Here is a 17790-nt window from a genome sequence, read left to right as displayed (position 1 = left end):
CCGGAAGCCGGCGCCTCGGCGCCGGTGGACGGCGCGGAAGCCCCTCAGGGCCCCGGTGCGGTACGACGCCGGGGCCCCTCGACGCGTGCCAGGAGAGGTGCAAGTGCCCCCGAAAACCCCGTCGCGCACCAGCGATCGGTTCGACGATGACGACTACCCCGCGTACACCATGGGCCGCGCGGCCGAGATGATCGGCGCCACACCGGGCTTCCTCCGGGCCATCGGCGAGGCCCGGCTCATCGCCCCCCTGCGGTCCGAGGGCGGCCACCGCCGTTACTCCCGCTACCAGCTGCGCATCGCCGCGCGCGCACGCGAACTGGTGGACGGCGGGACGCCGGTCGAGGCCGCCTGCCGCATCGTCATCCTGGAGGACCAGCTCGAAGAGGCGCTGCGCCTCAACGAGGAACTGCGCAAGCCCACGGCGGACGCGGGCGGGACCGCCGACCGCTGACCGCCGGAGCCGCCCGGGGCTCTCCGGGCTCGTCGGCCGGGGGCCTCGTGCGCGTCACTATCTGTGGCCGCAGGGACAGAATTTCGAGCAATATGCGGTGAGGGTTTATGGCCTGGCGGGCGGAGTGATATCGCGGGCCGCGCCCGACCGATTGCGCCGTGCTACTGTCGAAATCAGTTGCAGTTGTGGTTCCCAAAGCTTGCAGCGTTCTTGCCGGGCACTATGTTCCGGCGGGTTCGCTTTTGTATTTCCGGTGTTGTTTTCCGGGCGGGGCAATCATCGGCGACGCGGGGTTCGCACAGTGCGGGCCTCGGCACTGCCCCGAAGGAGAAAAGAAACATGGCTACTGGCACCGTGAAGTGGTTCAACGCGGAAAAGGGCTTCGGCTTCATCGAGCAGGAGGGTGGCGGCGCTGACGTCTTCGCCCACTACTCGAACATCGCCGCCCAGGGCTTCCGCGAGCTCCAGGAAGGCCAGAAGGTGAACTTCGACGTCACGCAGGGCCAGAAGGGCCCGCAGGCGGAGAACATCGTTCCCGCCTGACTCTGGCGCCCACGCCGAGGCGTACGACGTGGCCGGGGCTCGCACCTTGGGGTGCGGGACCCGGCCACGTCGCTTTTCCTGCTTCGTTCGCTTGTCACGGCTCACGGCTCACGGCTCGTGGCTCATGGCCGCCGGTAATTCCTCCGTGCGCGCGTGCCGCGTCGGGAAATCTTCTCGATGAACCGCACAGCGGCAGCCCCCACGGACAACGACCGCCGAGACCGTGACAGCCGTACGCCCGCTCCACTCCCGGTTTCCTCTCGACCTTGTTGAGGCACGATGCGCTGTGTCATCGCCCGCTATCCCTTCGAATTGACCAAGAGTGAGGTGCGGGAATCGATGAAGGGCATCAAGCCCGAACCCGTCACGGGGGAATCCGTGATCATCGACCGCCGCACCTACCCCGTCAAGCAGGTGGGGGAAGTGATCACCAGGCAGGACCGCCGGGACTTCTCCGCCGGCGAGGTGACACGGGCGCTCACCCGTCTCGGCTTCACCTGCCGTACGGCTCCCGAGCCCGAGCCCGCCCCCGCCGCCCTCACGCCGCTCGCCGCCGCGTCGGCGCTGCTGGGAACGCCGGCCCCCACCTTGCTGGGAACGCCGGCCCCCATGTGACCGTGGACCGGCTCGCACTCCCACAGCTTCCGTGTACCGGAATTCCCGCCTGACGGGATTTCCGGTACACGTCCTCCGTTCTCGCTCCGGGGTACGGCTCAGGTCTCGCTCCGGGTGCGGGTCAGGCGGGTCGCAGCAGGTATCCGTACGTGTAGGTGCGGCCCGCGTGCAGCAGGTACTTCTCCAGCGGAGCCGCGCCCCACGAGTTGATGCCGCCGACGCCCATCTGCCGGTGGTTGACGCCGAGCACCGTCTCGTCCCGCCGCTTCAGCTCGTACGGATGCCGTGGCCCGTCGAGGTCGAAGGGCGAGTAGTGCAGGGCGCTGGTCTCCAACAGCGCCCCGTCGCCCGCCGGAGCACGGCCCGCTGATCCGTCGCCCGCCGGTTCGTTGTCCACCGCGTCGCCCGCCGGGTCGGCGGCCACGGTCAGTCCCGCCCCGGACCGGTCCGTGAGGGACAGCCGTCGTACGTCCGTCATGTTGCCCATCTGCTGGGGCTTGGCGTACGGCGCGACCTGCTCGTCGACCGTGGAGCGGTACCGGCCCACGAAAGCGCCGCTCCTGCGGTCCCAGTAGTTCTCGTGCGGCCCGCGTCCGTACCAGTCGAGCCGTTCGAACCCGGCCGGCACGGTCAACAGCGCGCCCACCATGGGCAGATCGGGCAGGCCGGCCGCCGCCTTGAGGGTGTGCCGGACCCGTATCTCACCGCTGCCGAGCACCCGGAAGACGGTGTGCCACTCGGAGGCCGCCGGTGCGGTGGGCAGGGTCGCGGCCACCTCGATCACGACCTCGCCGGGCGTCGGCCGCGTGACCTCGACGGACGTCACCGTCCGGTCGGCGCCCGCGTTCCGCCAGGTGCGGGCCTTCGTCTGGAACGAGCGGCCGATGTCGTTGTCGGTCGGCCCGCGCCAGAAGTTGGGCACGGGCCCGCCCGCCAGCAGCAGCCGCCCTCGGTGCCGGTACGAATCGAGAGTCCCGGTCCGCTTGTCGAACACGACCTCGACGCTCCGCCCGGTGACCCGCACGCTCGTGTCGTTCTCGGTGAGAGTGAGGGGGAGGTCGGCGGGCGGCGACGCGGGGCGGGCGGGCGCCGGTGCGTACCAGTCGAGGGCGAGCTGCTCGGCGGCGACCGTGTGCCCGGCATCGGCCCAGCGGGTCTTCTCGCGCAGTACGAAGGCGATGTTCAGCCAGTACTCGGCGCCGGGCGTGAGCGTGCCGGGCCTGCGCACGGGGATGCGTACGGTGTCCTCGGCGCCCGGTGCGATCTTCGGCGCGGGCAACGTGCCGTGCTGCACGCGCTCGCCGTCCCGGGTCACGGTCCAGCGCAGTTCGTACGCGCTCAGGTCGCTGAACAGATGCTTGTTGCGGACCATGACGGTGCCGGAGCCCGCGTTGGCGCCCGCGGCGGCCGGTTCGGCGGCCGTGACACCCACCGGCTGGTACAGCTTCTTCAGCTCCAGGATGCCGGGGTGGAGCTGCCGGTCCGAGTCGACCAGACCGTTGCAGGAGAAGTTGCCGTCCGTCGGATAGCCCGGGTGGTCCCGGTGCCAGTCGCCACCGAACGACAGATAGGTGCGCCGGGGGTCGCCGGGTACGGGAAGCCGGATCGTCTGGTCGACCCAGTCCCACACGAAGGCGCCGTGCAGGTTCGGATAGCGCTCGAAGACGTCCCAGTACTCCTGGAGATTGCCTCCGCTGTTGCCCATGGAGTGCGTGTACTCGCACAGCAGGTACGGCTTCGGGTTGCCGGACCGGCCGTACGCCTCGACGCCCGAGGGGCTGGTGTACATCTCGCTGTGGAGGTCTGCGACGTCGTTCATGCCCTCGTAGTGCACCGGCCGGGAGGCGTCCCGCGCGTGTATCCAGTCGGCCATGGCCTTGAAGTTGTCGCCCCTGCCCGCCTCGTTGCCGAGCGACCAGGCGACGACGCACGCATGGTTCTTGTCGCGCTCGACGAGCGAGCGCGCCCGGTCCAGACAGGCGTCCGTCCACTCGGGCAGCGAGGCCGGCAGCCGGTCCCGCACGCCGTGTGTCTCGACGTTCGCCTCGTCGATGACGTACAGCCCGTACTCGTCGCAGAGCTCCATCCACCGTGGATGGTTCGGGTAGTGCGAGGTCCGCACGGCGTTGATGTTGTGCCGCTTCATCAGCAGGATGTCCCGGACCATCTGCTCCTCGGGGACCGCCTGCCCGTGGTCGGGGTCGGACTCGTGGCGGTTGGTCCCGCGCAGCATGAGCGGGCGGCCGTTGAGCGTGTACGCCCCGGGGCCGTACCCGATCTCGCGGAAGCCCACGCGGGTCCGCTGGACGTCGACGGCCCGTCCGGATCCGTCCGTGAGGGTCACCACGAGCGTGTAGAGGTTCGGCGCCTCGGCGGACCAGAGGGCGGGGGCCTTCACGTCCGCCCGGAGGGTGACGGTCGCGTCCCTGGCCCCGCCGCCCTCCGCGTCCGCGCCCTCGAAGGTGACCCGGCCGGTGAGCGGACGCCCCAGCACGGGCCGCCCCTTCGCGTCGTACAACGCGGCCTCGATCCGGTACCCGTCCCCGGACCGCGAGCCGTCGCCGTCACGGTCGCGGTCGCCTGGACGGTCGCTGTCGCTTGCACGGTCACCGTCGCCGGTCCGGTCGCGTACGACCGTGGTGAGCGTGAACTCGGCGTCGCGGTAGGCGGAGTCCAGCTCCGTACGGACGAACAGGTCCTGTACGTGCACCGGCGCGATGGCGTACAGGTACACGTCGCGGAAGATCCCGGACAGGTCGATCATGTCCTGGTCCTCCAGCCAACTCCCGTCGGACCAGCGGAACACCTCGACGGCCAGGCTGTTGCGGCCCGGCCGGACGTGCTCGGTGATGTCGAACTCGGCGGGCGTGTAACTGTCCTCGCTGTAGCCGACGCGCTCGCCGTTCACCCACACGAAGAACGCGGACTTCACTCCCTGGAACGAGATCAGCGTGCGCCGGCCCTGCCAGTCGCCGGGCACCGTGAAGGTACGGCGGTAGGAGCCGACGGGGTTGAACTTGCTGGGAATCCGCGGCGGTTCGGGGGACTCGTACCCGACCCACGGATACCGGATGTTGAGATAGATCGGCTCCGGATAGCCCTCGATCTCCCAGTTGGAGGGAACGGGGATACGGGCCCAGCCGCTGTCGTCGTACTCCGGTTCATGGAACCCGACGGGCCGCAGATCCGGGTTCTCGGACCACTTGAACCGCCAACTCCCGTTGAGGGAACGGTAGTAGGGCGACTCCTCGGGGCGTCCGCGCAGGGCCTCCGAGGCGTTCGCGTACGGCACGAGTCTGACCCGTGCCTCCTCCCGGTTGACCTGGAAGACCCCCGGCCGCGCGTCCCACTCGGGCGGTTCGGCACGGCCTGCGGCGAAGGCCTGCTTCTGCCCGGCGAAGGCGGCCCATCCCGCGAGGGCGGCCCCGGAGACGAGGAGCGAACGACGGCGTGGTTGGTGCATATTGCTCGGACTATCGGCAGTCATGTGGCGACTCCGAACGGAAGGCAACAAGAACCACCAGCATCAGACGCGGCCGCCCGCCACACAAGACCACGCACAAGACCACGCACCCGATCCTCTCGCGCGCGTTCAGTGGAAAGACGAGCGGTGAACATGTGTCCGGGGCAGGTTGGGTAGTCGTGGGCCGTGTGACCGGGGCGCAGGGCCCCGGCGTTCTTTCACGGGAGCACCATGACGTCGCGGCCACTCACCTTCGTCGTAGGCACGGGAAGGTGCGGTTCCACTGCCCTGTCGCGCATCATGCGCCTGCATCCGCACGTCCTCAGCCTCAGCGAGCTGGTGGCCGCGGCGGAGCCGGGCGCGTTCCCCGAAGAGCACCTGACCGGCGAGGAGTTCTGGCGGCTCCTCGCGACTCCCCGGCCGTTCGCCAACCGTCTCCTCCGTGACGGCATGAGGCTGCCGGAGTACGTGTACTCCGACTCGACCGGGCGTTTCACCACCCGGGACGGCGGCATCCCCGCGATCAGCATGATGACCCTGCCCCATCTCACCGACGATCCGGACGAGTTGTTCGACGCGCTCGCCGCGACGCTGTCCGCGCGCCCCAGAGGCCCGGTCGCCGACCACTACCGGGCGCTGTTCGAGGTCCTGGCCGAGCGGTTCGGCAGCCTGGCGGTGGCGGAGCGCTCGGGGTACTCGCTGCGGTCGGTGCCCCGGCTGCGCGAGCTGTTCCCCGAGGCCCGTTTCGTCCACCTCCACCGGGACGGAGCCGACTGCGCGCTGTCCATGAGCCGCCATCTGGGCTTCCGCCTGATCCAGCTCATGCGGGACCAGGCCGCCGCCGTACCGGACGCGAGGGGTGGTGCGGATGTGCCGGCCGACCTGGAGGCGCTGCTCAGTGACGACGAGGCAGATCTGCGACCGCTGATGGAACGGCCCGTCCCCGTGGCGGAGTTCGGCAAGCTGTGGTCGGAGGCGGTCATCGAGGGCCTGGAACACCTCGACGCGCTCCCGGCGGAGATCCGCATGTCCCTGTCGTACGAGGACCTCCTGGACGCTCCCGACCGGGAACTCACCCGCCTCGCCCGTCATCTCGGCGTGGAGCCGCTGCCGGAGTGGCTGGCGGCCGGGCGTGCGCTGCTCGACGGCGGGCGGCGCGGCGCCACCGCGAGTCTGGCCCCGGAGGAACTGGCCGGACTCCGGGAGAGCTGCGAGCCGGGGGCGAAGGCGCTGGGGCGCGTGTAGAGCGTGGAGCACGCGTAGAACGTGTGGAGCGTGTGGAGCGCGTGGAGCTGGGCGGGTCGCGTACGGGACCGGACCGTACAGGACCGGGCCGTACGCGACCGGGCCGTACGCGACCGGCCGGCTCCTCTTCTCGGAGCCGGCCGGTTCTCGGAGCCGGCCGGTCACACCCAAACACGCTCAGCCGGTCAGTAGCCGGCCTTGGCGTTGACGCGGCGGGGCCAGTAGCGCTCGTCCCCGGCCCGCTGGTACTCCTTCCAGCGCGGGGCGTCCCCCGTCGGGTGGTCGCCCAGGATGGTCACCCGCTGGCCCTTGCGGTACTCCGAGTAGTCGTTGATGGCCAGGTGCTGCGTCGCCCGGTTGTCCCACATGGCCACCGCGCCGGGCTGCCAGCGGTAACGGCAGTTGAAGCGCGGCTGTTCGGAGTGCTCGAAGAGGAACTGCAGCAGCGCGTCGCTCTCGTGCCGGCTGAGCTGCGGAATGTGCGACGACCACATGCGGGTCACGTACAGCGAGCGCCGCCCGGTCTCCGGGTGGATCCGGACGACCGGATGCTCGGCCTTCAGCTCGCCGACCTCCGGGGCCTTGAGCACGTGGACCGCCGTCAGCCCGTCCACCAGTTCCTTGTACGGGTCGGACAGCGTCTCGTACGCCAGGTACTGGTTGCTCCACATGGTGTCGCCGCCGGACTCCGGACAGGTCACCAGGTGCAGGATCGAGGCGACCGGTGGCTTGGGGCTGAAGGTGACGTCGATGTGCCACTCGTCGGCCTTGCCGCCCTTGTCGGACTCGATGAGCGCCAGCTCCGGGTAGCCCTCGACCTTCGGCAGAAAGGGGTGCACCTCCACCTCGCCGAACCGCCGGCCCAGCGCGATGTGCGCCTCCGGGGTGAGGTGCGACTGCTCCGGGAAGAAGATCACCAGGTGGCGCAGCAGCAGCTCGTGTATCCGCTCGAAGTCATGGTCGGTGATGTCCGTCAGGTCTACCCCTCGGATCTCCGCGCCGAGGGCGCCGGACACCGGACTTACGAGCATTTCCTGATTCCGCACGGGATTCCGTCCTCACATGGTCGGTACATGGTCGATGGTCGATGCACAGGGGCGATGTGTGTGCTTGTAGGTGGCCGGGCTCTCAGGACCCGGCAGGCACTCAGGCGTTCGGCACCCGCTGGGCGCGCGGGTCCGGCAGCAGGCCGATCTGGTGGAGGCGGTCCAGGAAGGACATCGGCCGGGGGCCGAGACCGGACATGTTGTAGGTGACGGTGTGGAGCAGCCGGGGATTGGCCCCGGTGTGTCTGACGGCCCGCCGGCCCAGGACCCGGCCGCGCCACGACAGGTCGGTGACCATGCGCGCCGCGTTGTCGCTGGTACGGGCGGCGTGCGCCAGGATGGGCTGCCTCTCCTCCTGGTAGTCGCGCAACGCGGCGTCCACGGAGGCGTCCACATCGGACATGCCCCGCGCCCCGTCCAGCCGGTCCGCGAGCCGCCCGGCCAGGGAAGCGGCGCTGGTGATCGCGGTGTTCATCCCCTGCGCGGCCATCGGGTGCACGGCGTACGCCGCTTCGCCGACGAACGCGAGACCGGGCACCGACAGCGTGGGGGAGAGGAACCGTGAGACCGGGAGCAGTTGGCGGCTGTCCAGCGCGCCGAGCAGCGGCCCGGTCAGCGGTTCGAGCGCGGGCACCTCGGCGAGCATCCGCTCGCACCAGCCCGCCAGCTCCGCCCGGTCCACGCCGCGCAGTTCGTCGGGCCCGGCCTGGACGTACAGCCTGACCCGGTCGCCCGGCAGCGGGTAGACCAGGCGCAGCCCGCGGTCGCTGAGATACGCCGAGAAGTCGTCGGGCCGGGGCGTGACCCCGCTCAGCTCGAAGGAGAGCAGCCGGTGCGGGTAGTCCACGCGCTTGGCGTCGATGCCGACGGCCCGGCGCAGCCGCGAGGAGATGCCGTCCGCGGCGACGGTCAGCGACGCGCGCACGTCGTACCGCCGCCCGCCCTCGGCGAGCCGTACGCCGGTGACCCGGCCCGACGCGTCGCGCAGCGGCTCCTCGACGAGAACACCTCGGCGCACCTCCACACCGGGGCCGAGGCCGGCGGCGAGCGCGTCGAGGATCTCCAGATGGTCATGGGCCAGCAACCAGCGGTCATCGGGCGGGAGTTGGCCGTAGTCCAGTGACATCAGCGGACCGCCGGACGGGTCGCGTACCACCAGCCGCCCCAGCCGCTCCCCGGCCCGCTCCTCCAGGAGCTTCTCGGTCCCCCACTCCCGCAGCACGCGCAGCGCCCCGGGCTGGAGCACCTCGCCCTTGGCGACCGGGCGCTGGACGCGCTGTTTGTCGACGACGAGGACGCGCAGTCCCAGGCCGCCCAGGGCGCGGGCCGAGGCCAGTCCGCCCGCGCCCGCGCCGCAGACCACGACGTCGTAGTGCGAACCGTCGTCGGCATTCCTGTCGCCGCTCATGCCGCTGCTCCTTCGGGGTCCCGGGTGGCCGCCGTCCGCAGCCGCGCCAGCGCGCGTACGGCCAGGCCGGAGGCGATCTGGTCGTCCGCGTAGCGGTAGCAGAACCGGATGTACTCGTTCACCGGGGCTCCGGCCCAGCCGCCGTCCGGCCGTTGGGCGCCGGCCAGCCGGCGTGCGGCGGACTCGACGGTCCGGTCCCCGGGCCCGAGGCCCGCCGCGAGCAGCGCGTGGAGCGCCCAGGCGGTTTCCTCGGTGCTGCCCTTGGCGTCCTCTCCGGTACCTGGCTCGGCGTCGTCCCCCGTACCCCACGACCCGTCGTCCCGCTGGGTGCCGACCAGCCGCTCCCGGGCCCGTTCGGCCGCCGGGTGCGTGGCGCCGACGGTCCGGCAGAGCGTCTCCAGTACGACCGCCGTGCCCGGCGTACGGCCCCGGTACCAGAGGGCTTCGAACGAGCCGTCCGGTGCCTGCCGCGCGAGCAGCCAGCGCACCGCCCTGGTGACGCGCGGGTCGTCGGTACCCACGCCGGAGTCCAGCAGCGCGTCCACCGCCTTGGCCGTCATGTAGGGGCAGGGCCCGAACCCGCCCGGCCGGCTGTTGCGTACGGCCAGACTCCAGGACCCGGCCGAGTCCTGTACGGAGGTCAGCCACGCGATGCCGCGCCGTACGTGGTCGTCGCCGTGCCCGTCGCTGTCGTGCCCGTCGCTGTCGCCTGCGCCGCCGGGCAGCCGCAGCAGCGCGGAGCTGATCTCGGCGGTCTCCAGCGCCATCGGCCAGCTGCGCGCGCTGGAGAAGCCCCAGTAGCCGCCCGGACAACCGAGGGCGGTGAAGGGCGTGTTCTGCTGGCGCTCGTGGAACATCGCGCGGGTTCCGGCGAGCCGTGGATCGTCGGCCCGGCCCGCCTCCAGCAGGGCGGAGGCCGCGAAGCCGGACCAGGTGATGTCCAGTTCCATCAGGTCCCACGAGCCGTCGGGGCGCGCCATGGACCGCAGGCGCCGGGCGGCGGCCCGGGAGATGTCGGGGGCGAGGCCGGACCGCGTGACGCCGATGCAGATGAGGCTGGTGAGCCAGGGGTCGGCGCTGAACCCCCCGGTGGAGCCCTCGCGTTCGTACGCCTGGCGCACCACGGAGAGCGCGGCGGGCCGCGCCAGCGCGTTCAGCCGTCTGCGCAGCGGGCCCTGGCGGCGCCGGGCGGCCTGGCCGAGCGCCATGCTCGCGAAGATCGGCAGGCGCAGGCTCAGCAGACGGCGGGACAGGCCGGGGAGGAGCAGCAGTTCGAGTGGCAGCCGGGGCAGCTCCGCCTCGTCGCCGAGGCCGGCGAGGGCGTCGAACTGCCGGATGAGCCCGGTCATCGCCGGTTCGGCGAGGGCCTGCGGCCCGCCGAGCGCTGCGAGCCGCTCGCGGCCCGCCCGTACGGCGGACGCCGCCCGCTCCGGAGCGATGAGCTGGAGCGCGTCGGTGACGACGGCGGTGGACAGCACTTCGGTGGGGACACCGGGCATGGCCCAGCCGCCGTCCTCCCGCTGGGTCTCGCACAGCCGGGTGACGCCCCGCTCGACCAGCCCGTCGTCGACCTGCCCGTCGGGGTTCTTGCCGTCGGCCTGTTCGGCCAGGTGCAGGGCGATGAGGGCCACGGCGGTGTTCGCGGGGGAGTAGCGGTCGGGGCCGGGCGCGAAGACCCCGCCGGGGCGCTGCCGGGCGAAGAGTGCCTCGGCGCCGGACGTGACGGCCTTGTCGACCTGTTCGGCCAGGGTGGGGTTCAGCATGGGGTGGCGTCATCCTTCCGTCGTGCCGTACGGGACGGAGCTGTACGGGACAGTTCCGTACCGGGCGGGTCGGGGATGTCCGCTGCGACCCCGGCGCCCGCCGCCGACCCGGCGTCCGGCGGGAACTCGTGGCGGCGGCGCATCCGCCCCTGCGTCAGCAGGCTGACGACGAGCAGGGGGCCGGTCACCGCTCCCGCGACACCCGCTCCCCAGCCCCCGGCCATCACCGCGCCCGCGAGGATGAGCCGTTCCGCCACGAGTACCTCATGGGCGCGCAGCGCCAGCGCCGGTGTGACCGACAGCTCGCGGCGCAGCACCAGGGAGAAGGCGAAGCCGCCGCACACCGCAGCGAGGAGCAGCAGCGCGGCGAAACCCACCGGATCGGCCGGGACCAGCGGGACCGACAGCGCGGCGACGGCGATCGCCCCCAGGTAGAGCAGCGCCGCCGTACGGGCCGCCACCCGCAGGCCCCGGAGTACCGGCAGCGTGCGGTAACCGCCGCTGCGGTCGCCCTCGACGTCCCGGAGGGTGCCCACCAGGTTGGAGGCGGCGTCGTGCGCCAGGAACACCAGGGCGAACGGTACGACGGCCTGCCAGGGCGGGTCGGCCGAGGCCGTCATCGCCCCGTAGACCACCGTGAGCGCCGTCAGCACGCCGCGTATGGCGTTCCCGGACAGTCCGCGCCCCTTCAGCACCAGGCTGTAGGCCACGATGCCCGCCATGGCGCCCGCCACGAGCAACAGCGCCCGCCAGTTGGCCAGTACGGTCACGAAGGCCGCCGCGAGGGCGCAGAGCACCCCGCACACCACGGCGGTACGCGGGCTCAACTGACCGGATGGTATGGGGCGTTGGGGTTTGCTGATGGCGTCCAGATGACGGTCGAAGTAGTCGCCGAGATAGTGGGCGGCCAGCCAGCTCAGGGTGGGCGCGGCCCAGGCGACCAGCAGCGGTACGCCGGACGCAGTTCCGCTGAACGCCGCTCCGCCGGACGGCGATCCGGCGGCCAGCGCCGCCCCGGCCAGACCGACCAGGCCCGGGTAGGCCAGGGTGTAGGGCCGCCAGGTCCGCAGATGCGCACCGAAGGCGCGGGCCATCGCGCCGGCCACGCTCACAGCTCCCGGTCGATCGAGAAGTCGGCGACGGCGGCGAGCACCGTCGTACTCGGTGAGTCGTCCAGTACCGTCAGGCACTCCTTGGCACGAAGCACCTCGGCGCGGGCCCGTTCCCGGGCCGCGTCGAGGGCCCCGGTGGACTCCAGCAGTTCCCGTACGACTGCGAGCGCCTCCGGGGCGGGCAGCGTCCCGTCAAGCGCCGTTTCCAGCGCGTCGCGCCCGGCCGGTCCGGTCATCGCGTAGCCCATCAGGACGGGGAAGGTGGGGCGGCCGTTGGCGATGTCGCTCAGGCCGGACTTGCCGGTGGTCCCGGCGTCGCTGGTGTGCGGCAGCAGGTCGTCGTGCATCTGGAAGGCGAGCCCGAGGTGTTCGGCGAACTCGGTGAGCGCGCGCTGCTCGGCGGGTGACCCGCCGCCCAGGACCGCACCGGCCTGGCAGGCGCCCCGGAACAGCGCCCCGGTCTTCAGGGCGATCATCGTCAGATAGGGGTCGAGACCGCAGCGCGGGTCGCCGCGCAGTTCCGCCTCCATGGCCTGGCCCCGGCAGAGATCCACACCGGCGCGGGCGAGGACGCGTACGGCGTCGACCAGCCGGTCGGCGGGCAGACCGTGGTCGGCGCAGTCGGTGACGGCCGCGAACATGCCCATGATCAGGGCGTCGCCCGTCACCACCGCGTCCTCGACGCCGTAACGGGCCACCACGGTCGGGCGGCCCCGCCGCAGTACGTCGCCGTCGATCACGTCGTCGTGGACGAGCGATCCGGCGTGCAGGTACTCCACGCCGAGCGCGGCGGGGATGATCTCGTCGTAGTCACCGCCCACGGCGCGGGCGGACTCCACGAGCAGCAGCGGACGCAGGAGCTTTCCGGCCGGAAGGAGCGCGTAGCGGGCGATCTCGTGGAGGCGTTCGCCGCTCTGCGGCAGGCGTTCGTCCAGCGCGCGGACGAGCCGGGTGATGGTCGGTCGGGCGGTGGAGAGAAGATTGGGGGGTACTTCTGTCGCCGGGTACGGCGGAGTCATACGACCACCATTTTCGGGAGTGCCGACAGTCCGGGGGACGGATCCGGGAGTACGGGGCCGGGGGCGCGGATGCGCGTACGGGTACGGATACGCGTGCGGGCGCGGATGCGCGTACGGGTGCGGTCCGGGCGGAGCGGCGGACGGGCGTATGCAGCGGGGTACGTGGCACCGGCGCGCGACGCAGTGGCGTGGCGGCACGCGGCACCAGGGCTGGCTGGCGGCACCAGGGCCGGTACGCGGCACCAGGGCATGGCGCACCGGAGACCGGAACGGCCGCTCAGATCCCGCCGTCGACCGCGTGGAACTTCCCGGCGAGCAGCGCGAAGGCGTCGTTCGCCTCGCGTTCGGCGACGGTCACCCGGACGCCCTCGCCCGGCTTCCCGCAGACGAGCACCCCGTGGTCCGCGCAGAACTGGGTGAAGGCCTCCACACCCGATTCCATGGGCAGCCACAGGAAGTTGGCCTGACTCGGCGTCACCCGCAGGCCCTGCTCCAGCAGGATCCCGCGCAGGCGTTCGCGCTCCTCGACGGTCGCGGCGCACCGTACGCGTATCTCGTCGTGGCCGGCGATCGCCGCGATCGCCGCGGCCTGCCCCGCGGCGCTGACCCGGAAGAAGGGCTGGACTCCGCGCAGCGGTGCGAGCACCCGCTCGTGGCCGACCACGTAACCGACGCGCAGACTGAGCAGTCCGTACGACTTGGAGAACGTGCGCACGACACACACTCGCTCGTCGTCGCGGTACAACTCCACGCCGTGGGCGGCGGCTTCGGGGTCCGTGTCCGCGAAGTCCAGATACGCCTCGTCGATCAGGACCGTGACGTGGGAAGGCAGCCGGTCCAGGAAGCGCCGTAGCGCGCTCTGGCCCACGGTGGTGCCGGTCGGGTTGTTCGGGTTGCAGATCAGGACCATGCCCGTGGCGTCGGTGACGGCGTCGGCCATGGCGTCGAGGTCATGGACGTCGTCGCGCAGCGGTACCCGTACGGTGCCGGAGCCGGCGTTCGCCGCCATCATCGGGTACGCCTCCCAGGACGGCCAGGCGTGCACGGTCACGGTCTCCGGGCCGGTACAGGCGGAGAACAACTGTTGCAGCAGCGCGCCGGAACCGGGGCCGACGAGGACGTCCCCCGCCGGGACCCCCAGGTGTCCGGCGATCGTCCCGGCCAGCCCGGTGCTCAGGGCGTCCAGGGTGCGGTGCGCCTCGGCGGTCGTGTCCAGGACGGCTCGCCGCACGGTTTCCAGCGGCGGGTAGAAGGTCTCGTTCAATGACATCTGATGGTATGTCACACCCTGTGCCACCACAGGTTGCATTCGGTTCCAGCCGTCTTCGTCGGACATATTCCATCCAATCCGGAATTCCGTGCAAGAATCCCGTGAAGTCAAAAGCGACAGGACAGCCGGGAGGGATTCCGGTGCCGCCGCTCGTGGTGGGGGCCGGGAAAAGGACTGAAGGGTGCTGAGGGCATTGAAGGGCGGGGCGCGGCAGGGCGGGGCGCGGGCTTCGGTGTCCGGTGGTTGGCCCGGAACCGAGCGTCTCGTGTGCGAGGTTGTGCGGGGTGAGGGCTCTTTGGTTCGGTTGACGGTCGTCGCGCCGCTGTTGCCTGCAGAGAGTCTGCCGCCGACACGACTGCACGTCCAATAAGAGTTTTTCGCGCATTCATCAACACCTCTTACAGTGTTGGCGTGCTCGATATCCAGCAGTTGGCCGTAATAGCGGGGGTGGCCCGCGCCGGGTCGTATACCGCCGCCGCCGAATTACTCGGTTACACCCAGCCCGCTGTCAGTTACCGTATGCGCTCGCTGGAACGCGCCATTGGTGTCCCCCTGACCGTCCGGTCCGGGCGGGGAGTCCGGCTCACTCCGGCGGGGCACCGGCTGGCCGAACGTGCCGAAACGATCCTGGCCACCCTGCGGGCCGTGGAGAACGAATTCGGCGCGTACGCCGCCCAGGCCCGGGGCACGGTCAGGGTCTCGGCGATCCCCAGCGTCTGCGTCGCCCTGCTGCCCGAGGCCGTGGCGAGGCTGCGGGCTGCCCGCCCCGACGTGGGCGTCGTGGCCGACAAGGCGACATCGGGCGACGCGTACCGGGCCCTGCGGGAGGGCACGACGGATCTCGCCCTGGTGGTCGAGACGGAGACCGAGTCCGAGCCGGACGATGTCAGCACGACGGTGAGCATCCCCCTGCTCAGCGACCTGCGCTGCGTACTGCTGCCGGCCGGTCATCACCTCGCCGAACAGCGGACGTTGGGCCTCGCGGACCTGTTCGACGAGGAGTGGATCCTGGACAGCGGCCGGTCGGAGTTCCTGTCGGCCTGCGCGGAGATCGGCTTCTCGCCGAGGACGGCCGCGATCACGGAGGACCACGCCACGGCCCATGGCCTCGTGGCCCACGGCGTCGGGGTGGCCCTGACCCACGGCCTGGCCCTCCCGCCGTACCAGGACCCCCGGGTGGCGATCCGCCCGCTCCGGGACTGGCCCGTACGGCGGGTGCACGCGGTACTGCGCCCGGAGACGATGAAGGTCCCGGCGGTGATGGCACTGGTCTCCGCGGTACGAGCGACGGCGGACGCCCGCATGGCAGCCGACGCCGCGGTCGGCCTCGGCACCGGAACCGACGGCACCGGCACCGGCACCGCCGCTGATCGTGACGACGTGGCGCCGCTGTCCCTGATCCAACCGTCGGAGTTCCGGCCGTCGGCCTGAGCAGGACGCGCGGGACGTGCCGGACGTGCCGGACGCGCGGGCAACACCGGCGCGGTCAGCCCTTCTTCGCGGAGTCGGCGGCGGGAGCGGCCGACTCCGCTCGCCGGCCGAGTGCGGGGCCGAGCTCGGTGGCGATGTCGGTGAGGATCTGGACGTAGTCGTCATGCTCGAAGGTGAAGGGCAACGCGAACGCGACCTCGTCGACCTCCCGGAAAGCGGCCTGGGCGTAGAGCCGTTCGGCGATCTCGGCGGAACTTCCGACGAGGTCGGGCGCGAACATCAGGCGGGCCGGCCCCTGCGGCGTGGCAGTGCGCGGCAGCCGCTTCCTGGCTCGGAGAACGCCTCGAACCCCTCCGTACCGCTGAAGTCGGTGGCACGCTCCCCGCGCACGAACGCCATGAGCCGTCGCACCCGCTCGTAGCTGAAGTCCTCGCTGTCGGCGGTGTCGGGATAGAGCGCGTGCCGCACCCGTTCGTATCCCATCGGCGGCCCGACGCTGACACCCGGATTGAGGCGGCCGCCGGACAGGATGTCGACGGTCGCCAGGTCCTCGGCCAGCCGCAGCGGATTCTCCCAGCCCAGTGGGATGACCGCGGTGCCCAACTGGATACGGCTGGTGCGCTGGGAGGCCGCCGCGAGCACGACGACGGGCGAGGAGATGCCTCCAGCCGCTGCTGTTTGGTGCCGGGCGGCTTGATGCCCAACGCCGTCAGCATGCGCCGCAGTTCGTCGGAGTTCATGCCCGTCAGCAGCTCCGCCAGCGGCCGGTCCAACCCCAACGGCGCGTCCCACGCACCCAGCAACGGCGCCGCCATACGTAGCAGTCCCGTACCGTCCGGCCAGACCAGCGCGTGATCGGCCAGTACCTCAAGCGCCGCGTCCAGTCCACGCGCCCGATCCGCGTCGGTCCCACCGCCCGTCCCACCGCCCGTGCCCGTGCCACCGCCCGTGCCGGCGCCTGTGCCCGTGCCTGTGTCCGACACTCAAGAGGAGGCCAACTCCGCCTCGACCATGCTGATCAACGCCGGGCTGCACGGCCACAAATACGCCATCGACGCCGCGGTGGCCGAGATGGCGCTGCGGCAGCGCCGCCCGGTGGTCATGCTCACCTCGGACATCGATGACATGACGAAGCTCTGTGGCGACAAGTGCGCCTCGTCGCCGTGTAGCCGACGCCCAGGACCCGAACACCCCGGGAACGTGAGTCGGCCCGTACGTTCTGGCTCAGTCCTGGCTCATGGGAGGTCCGCTGTACGGCGCTCGACGTGCGCCCAGGGACCTCCTCGATGTCGCCCGCGGGCAGCGCCGCCAAGGACGCGTGGCTTCCGCCGGGAGCGCACTGAAGATCCGTGCCAGGCTCGCGCGAGATCTTCAGCGCCCCCAGCCGCAGTGACCGGAATGAGTATTTCGTCCCAGGGCCTACTGGCGGCTATGCACTCGGACGGGTGATCCAGACCCCGTTCCGCCGTACTGGTCGAGCGGCCGCGGTCCAGAATGAGTTCGCCTTGCTGTGGACGTTGTCCACAGCAAGGCGATACGTGATCGAGAACCGCCCGAGCCGCTACGACCCTCTGATGAACCGGAATGCTGACGAAGGAAATTCAGGCCGGACTGGAGCAGTGGGCCGCGCGGGTGGACGACACCCGACGGCGTGTCCGCGAGGCAGGCCCGGCGGAGAAGGCGAGCAGGGTCCGCTACGCCGCCCAGTGCCGACGCGAGGCGTTCAAGTACCTGGCGATGGCGTGCGCCTCCCTGCGGAGCTGGCCGGGCGGGGAACAGATCGGCGACCAGGGGGTGAACGCCGCCCACCGCATCCTCCTGGCCATGGACGGGCCGGAGATCCGGAAGGTCCTGCCTCTGGTCAAAGCCGCCGTGGAGAAGCGCCGGATCCCGGCCAGGTTCCTGGCCGAGGCCACCGACCAGCTGTGCGTCACCGAACGACGGCCCCAGGTGTACGGCACGGTGACGGGCCATCCGATCGCCGACGAGGCACGTGTCGATGCCCTGCGCGCCGTCCTGGGGTTGCGTCCACTGGCTCCTCAACTCCCGCTCCAGGACGCGCCGACGGTTCGGAAGCCGCGGCCGGAGGAACCGCTCCCCGCGGAACTGGCCATCCTGGAAGGGCTCTTGCGCGACCTGCCACCGGTCGGCCCGCTTCCGCGTACCGTCCGTCCCACGGTCGCCGCTCGTACGGCATGGGGATGCGCCTACTGCGGAGGGCCGGCCCAGCCGGATGCCGTCGAGCTGGAGATCCGGGGCCGCGTGTGGCGGATCTGCGTCGCGTGCGAGCAGTGCCCGGACACGCCGGAAGACCGCCTGCTGGACATGCTGACGGCCAAGGGCGGCATCTCGGAGGCCGAAGCACGAGACGCGTCCAGGCTGGCCCGGCACGAGGGCTGGCGGTTGCCGATGCGGTACCAGCGG

At 71.4% G+C, this 17790-nt stretch carries 12 protein-coding genes and 3 pseudogenes; 7 read left to right on the top strand and 8 right to left on the bottom strand.

Going from position 1 to position 17790, the window contains the following annotated elements; all coding sequences use genetic code 11:
• Nucleotides 1-103 precede the first annotated feature (103 nt).
• From ACIQD6_RS14125 to ACIQD6_RS14115, 3 genes are all read left to right on the top strand, one after another.
• The gene (locus ACIQD6_RS14125) at nucleotides 104-451 is read left to right on the top strand and encodes a MerR family transcriptional regulator (protein WP_401881779.1); all 348 of its coding nucleotides are present in this window, start codon (nucleotides 104-106) and stop codon (nucleotides 449-451) included.
• 339 nt (nucleotides 452-790) lie between these two features.
• The gene (locus ACIQD6_RS14120; RefSeq protein WP_006604711.1) at nucleotides 791-994 is read left to right on the top strand and encodes a cold-shock protein; all 204 of its coding nucleotides are present in this window, start codon (nucleotides 791-793) and stop codon (nucleotides 992-994) included.
• A 279-nt stretch (nucleotides 995-1273) separates the two neighbouring features.
• The gene (locus ACIQD6_RS14115; protein ID WP_401881777.1) at nucleotides 1274-1609 is read left to right on the top strand and encodes an SCO5918 family protein; all 336 of its coding nucleotides are present in this window, start codon (nucleotides 1274-1276) and stop codon (nucleotides 1607-1609) included.
• Between the two features lie 121 nt (nucleotides 1610-1730).
• On the opposite strand, the gene ACIQD6_RS14110 is transcribed toward ACIQD6_RS14115, so the two are convergent.
• A complete protein-coding gene (locus ACIQD6_RS14110; protein WP_401881775.1) occupies nucleotides 1731-5096 on the bottom strand; it encodes a glycoside hydrolase family 2 TIM barrel-domain containing protein in 3366 nt (1121 codons plus the stop codon).
• 207 nt (nucleotides 5097-5303) lie between these two features.
• On the opposite strand from ACIQD6_RS14110, the gene ACIQD6_RS14105 reads away from it, so the two are divergent.
• Complete coding sequence (locus ACIQD6_RS14105; RefSeq protein WP_401881773.1) at nucleotides 5304-6317, top strand: sulfotransferase family protein; 1014 nt, start codon at nucleotides 5304-5306, stop codon at nucleotides 6315-6317.
• Between the two features lie 185 nt (nucleotides 6318-6502).
• Here the strand turns inward: ACIQD6_RS14105 and ACIQD6_RS14100 are convergent, their stop codons facing one another.
• The 6 genes from ACIQD6_RS14100 to ACIQD6_RS14075 form a co-directional block, all read right to left on the bottom strand.
• Nucleotides 6503-7363, bottom strand: coding sequence for a TauD/TfdA dioxygenase family protein (locus tag ACIQD6_RS14100; RefSeq protein ID WP_401881772.1), 861 nt, complete (start codon nucleotides 7361-7363; stop codon nucleotides 6503-6505).
• A gap of 100 nt (nucleotides 7364-7463) precedes the next feature.
• Entirely contained in the window at nucleotides 7464-8771 is a 1308-nt protein-coding gene (locus ACIQD6_RS14095; protein ID WP_401881770.1) for an FAD-dependent oxidoreductase, read from the bottom strand.
• Nucleotides 8768-10534: a prenyltransferase/squalene oxidase repeat-containing protein gene (locus ACIQD6_RS14090; protein ID WP_401881768.1), complete on the bottom strand. Its 1767-nt coding sequence runs from the start codon at nucleotides 10532-10534 to the stop codon at nucleotides 8768-8770. The genes ACIQD6_RS14095 and ACIQD6_RS14090 overlap by 4 nt, the downstream gene beginning before the upstream one ends.
• Complete coding sequence (locus tag ACIQD6_RS14085) at nucleotides 10528-11640, bottom strand: UbiA family prenyltransferase (protein ID WP_401881766.1); 1113 nt, start codon at nucleotides 11638-11640, stop codon at nucleotides 10528-10530. The genes ACIQD6_RS14090 and ACIQD6_RS14085 overlap by 7 nt, the downstream gene beginning before the upstream one ends.
• A gap of 2 nt (nucleotides 11641-11642) precedes the next feature.
• A complete protein-coding gene (locus tag ACIQD6_RS14080; protein WP_401881764.1) occupies nucleotides 11643-12665 on the bottom strand; it encodes a polyprenyl synthetase family protein in 1023 nt (340 codons plus the stop codon).
• Nucleotides 12666-12942: 277 nt separating this feature from the next.
• Nucleotides 12943-13935, bottom strand: coding sequence for an aminotransferase class I/II-fold pyridoxal phosphate-dependent enzyme (locus tag ACIQD6_RS14075; protein WP_401881763.1), 993 nt, complete (start codon nucleotides 13933-13935; stop codon nucleotides 12943-12945).
• 411 nt (nucleotides 13936-14346) lie between these two features.
• On the opposite strand from ACIQD6_RS14075, the gene ACIQD6_RS14070 reads away from it, so the two are divergent.
• The gene (locus ACIQD6_RS14070) at nucleotides 14347-15366 is read left to right on the top strand and encodes a LysR family transcriptional regulator (protein WP_401881761.1); all 1020 of its coding nucleotides are present in this window, start codon (nucleotides 14347-14349) and stop codon (nucleotides 15364-15366) included.
• Between the two features lie 55 nt (nucleotides 15367-15421).
• On the opposite strand, the pseudogene ACIQD6_RS14065 reads toward ACIQD6_RS14070, so the two are convergent.
• Nucleotides 15422-16158: pseudogene (locus ACIQD6_RS14065) on the bottom strand (LLM class flavin-dependent oxidoreductase).
• Nucleotides 16159-16332: 174 nt separating this feature from the next.
• Here ACIQD6_RS14065 and ACIQD6_RS14060 point away from each other — a divergent pair.
• Both ACIQD6_RS14060 and ACIQD6_RS14055 read left to right on the top strand, forming a co-directional pair.
• A pseudogene (locus ACIQD6_RS14060) lies at nucleotides 16333-16535 on the top strand (DNA-binding protein); the annotation flags it as partial.
• A gap of 415 nt (nucleotides 16536-16950) precedes the next feature.
• Nucleotides 16951-17790: pseudogene (locus tag ACIQD6_RS14055) on the top strand (hypothetical protein); the annotation flags it as partial.

Source organism: Streptomyces sp. NPDC088400 (assembly GCF_044753355.1).
Lineage (GTDB): Bacteria > Actinomycetota > Actinomycetes > Streptomycetales > Streptomycetaceae > Streptomyces.
This window is presented reverse-complemented; position numbering and strand designations above follow the sequence as displayed.

Coding starts and splice junctions, on each gene's coding strand:
- ACIQD6_RS14080 (WP_401881764.1), bottom strand. CDS start 12,665: ATGACTCCGCCGTACCCGGCGACAGAAGTACCCCCCAATCTTCTCTCC.
- ACIQD6_RS14110 (WP_401881775.1), bottom strand. CDS start 5,096: ATGACTGCCGATAGTCCGAGCAATATGCACCAACCACGCCGTCGTTCG.
- ACIQD6_RS14095 (WP_401881770.1), bottom strand. CDS start 8,771: ATGAGCGGCGACAGGAATGCCGACGACGGTTCGCACTACGACGTCGTG.
- ACIQD6_RS14090 (WP_401881768.1), bottom strand. CDS start 10,534: ATGCTGAACCCCACCCTGGCCGAACAGGTCGACAAGGCCGTCACGTCC.
- ACIQD6_RS14075 (WP_401881763.1), bottom strand. CDS start 13,935: ATGTCATTGAACGAGACCTTCTACCCGCCGCTGGAAACCGTGCGGCGA.
- ACIQD6_RS14105 (WP_401881773.1), top strand. CDS start 5,304: ATGACGTCGCGGCCACTCACCTTCGTCGTAGGCACGGGAAGGTGCGGT.
- ACIQD6_RS14120 (WP_006604711.1), top strand. CDS start 791: ATGGCTACTGGCACCGTGAAGTGGTTCAACGCGGAAAAGGGCTTCGGC.
- ACIQD6_RS14115 (WP_401881777.1), top strand. CDS start 1,274: ATGCGCTGTGTCATCGCCCGCTATCCCTTCGAATTGACCAAGAGTGAG.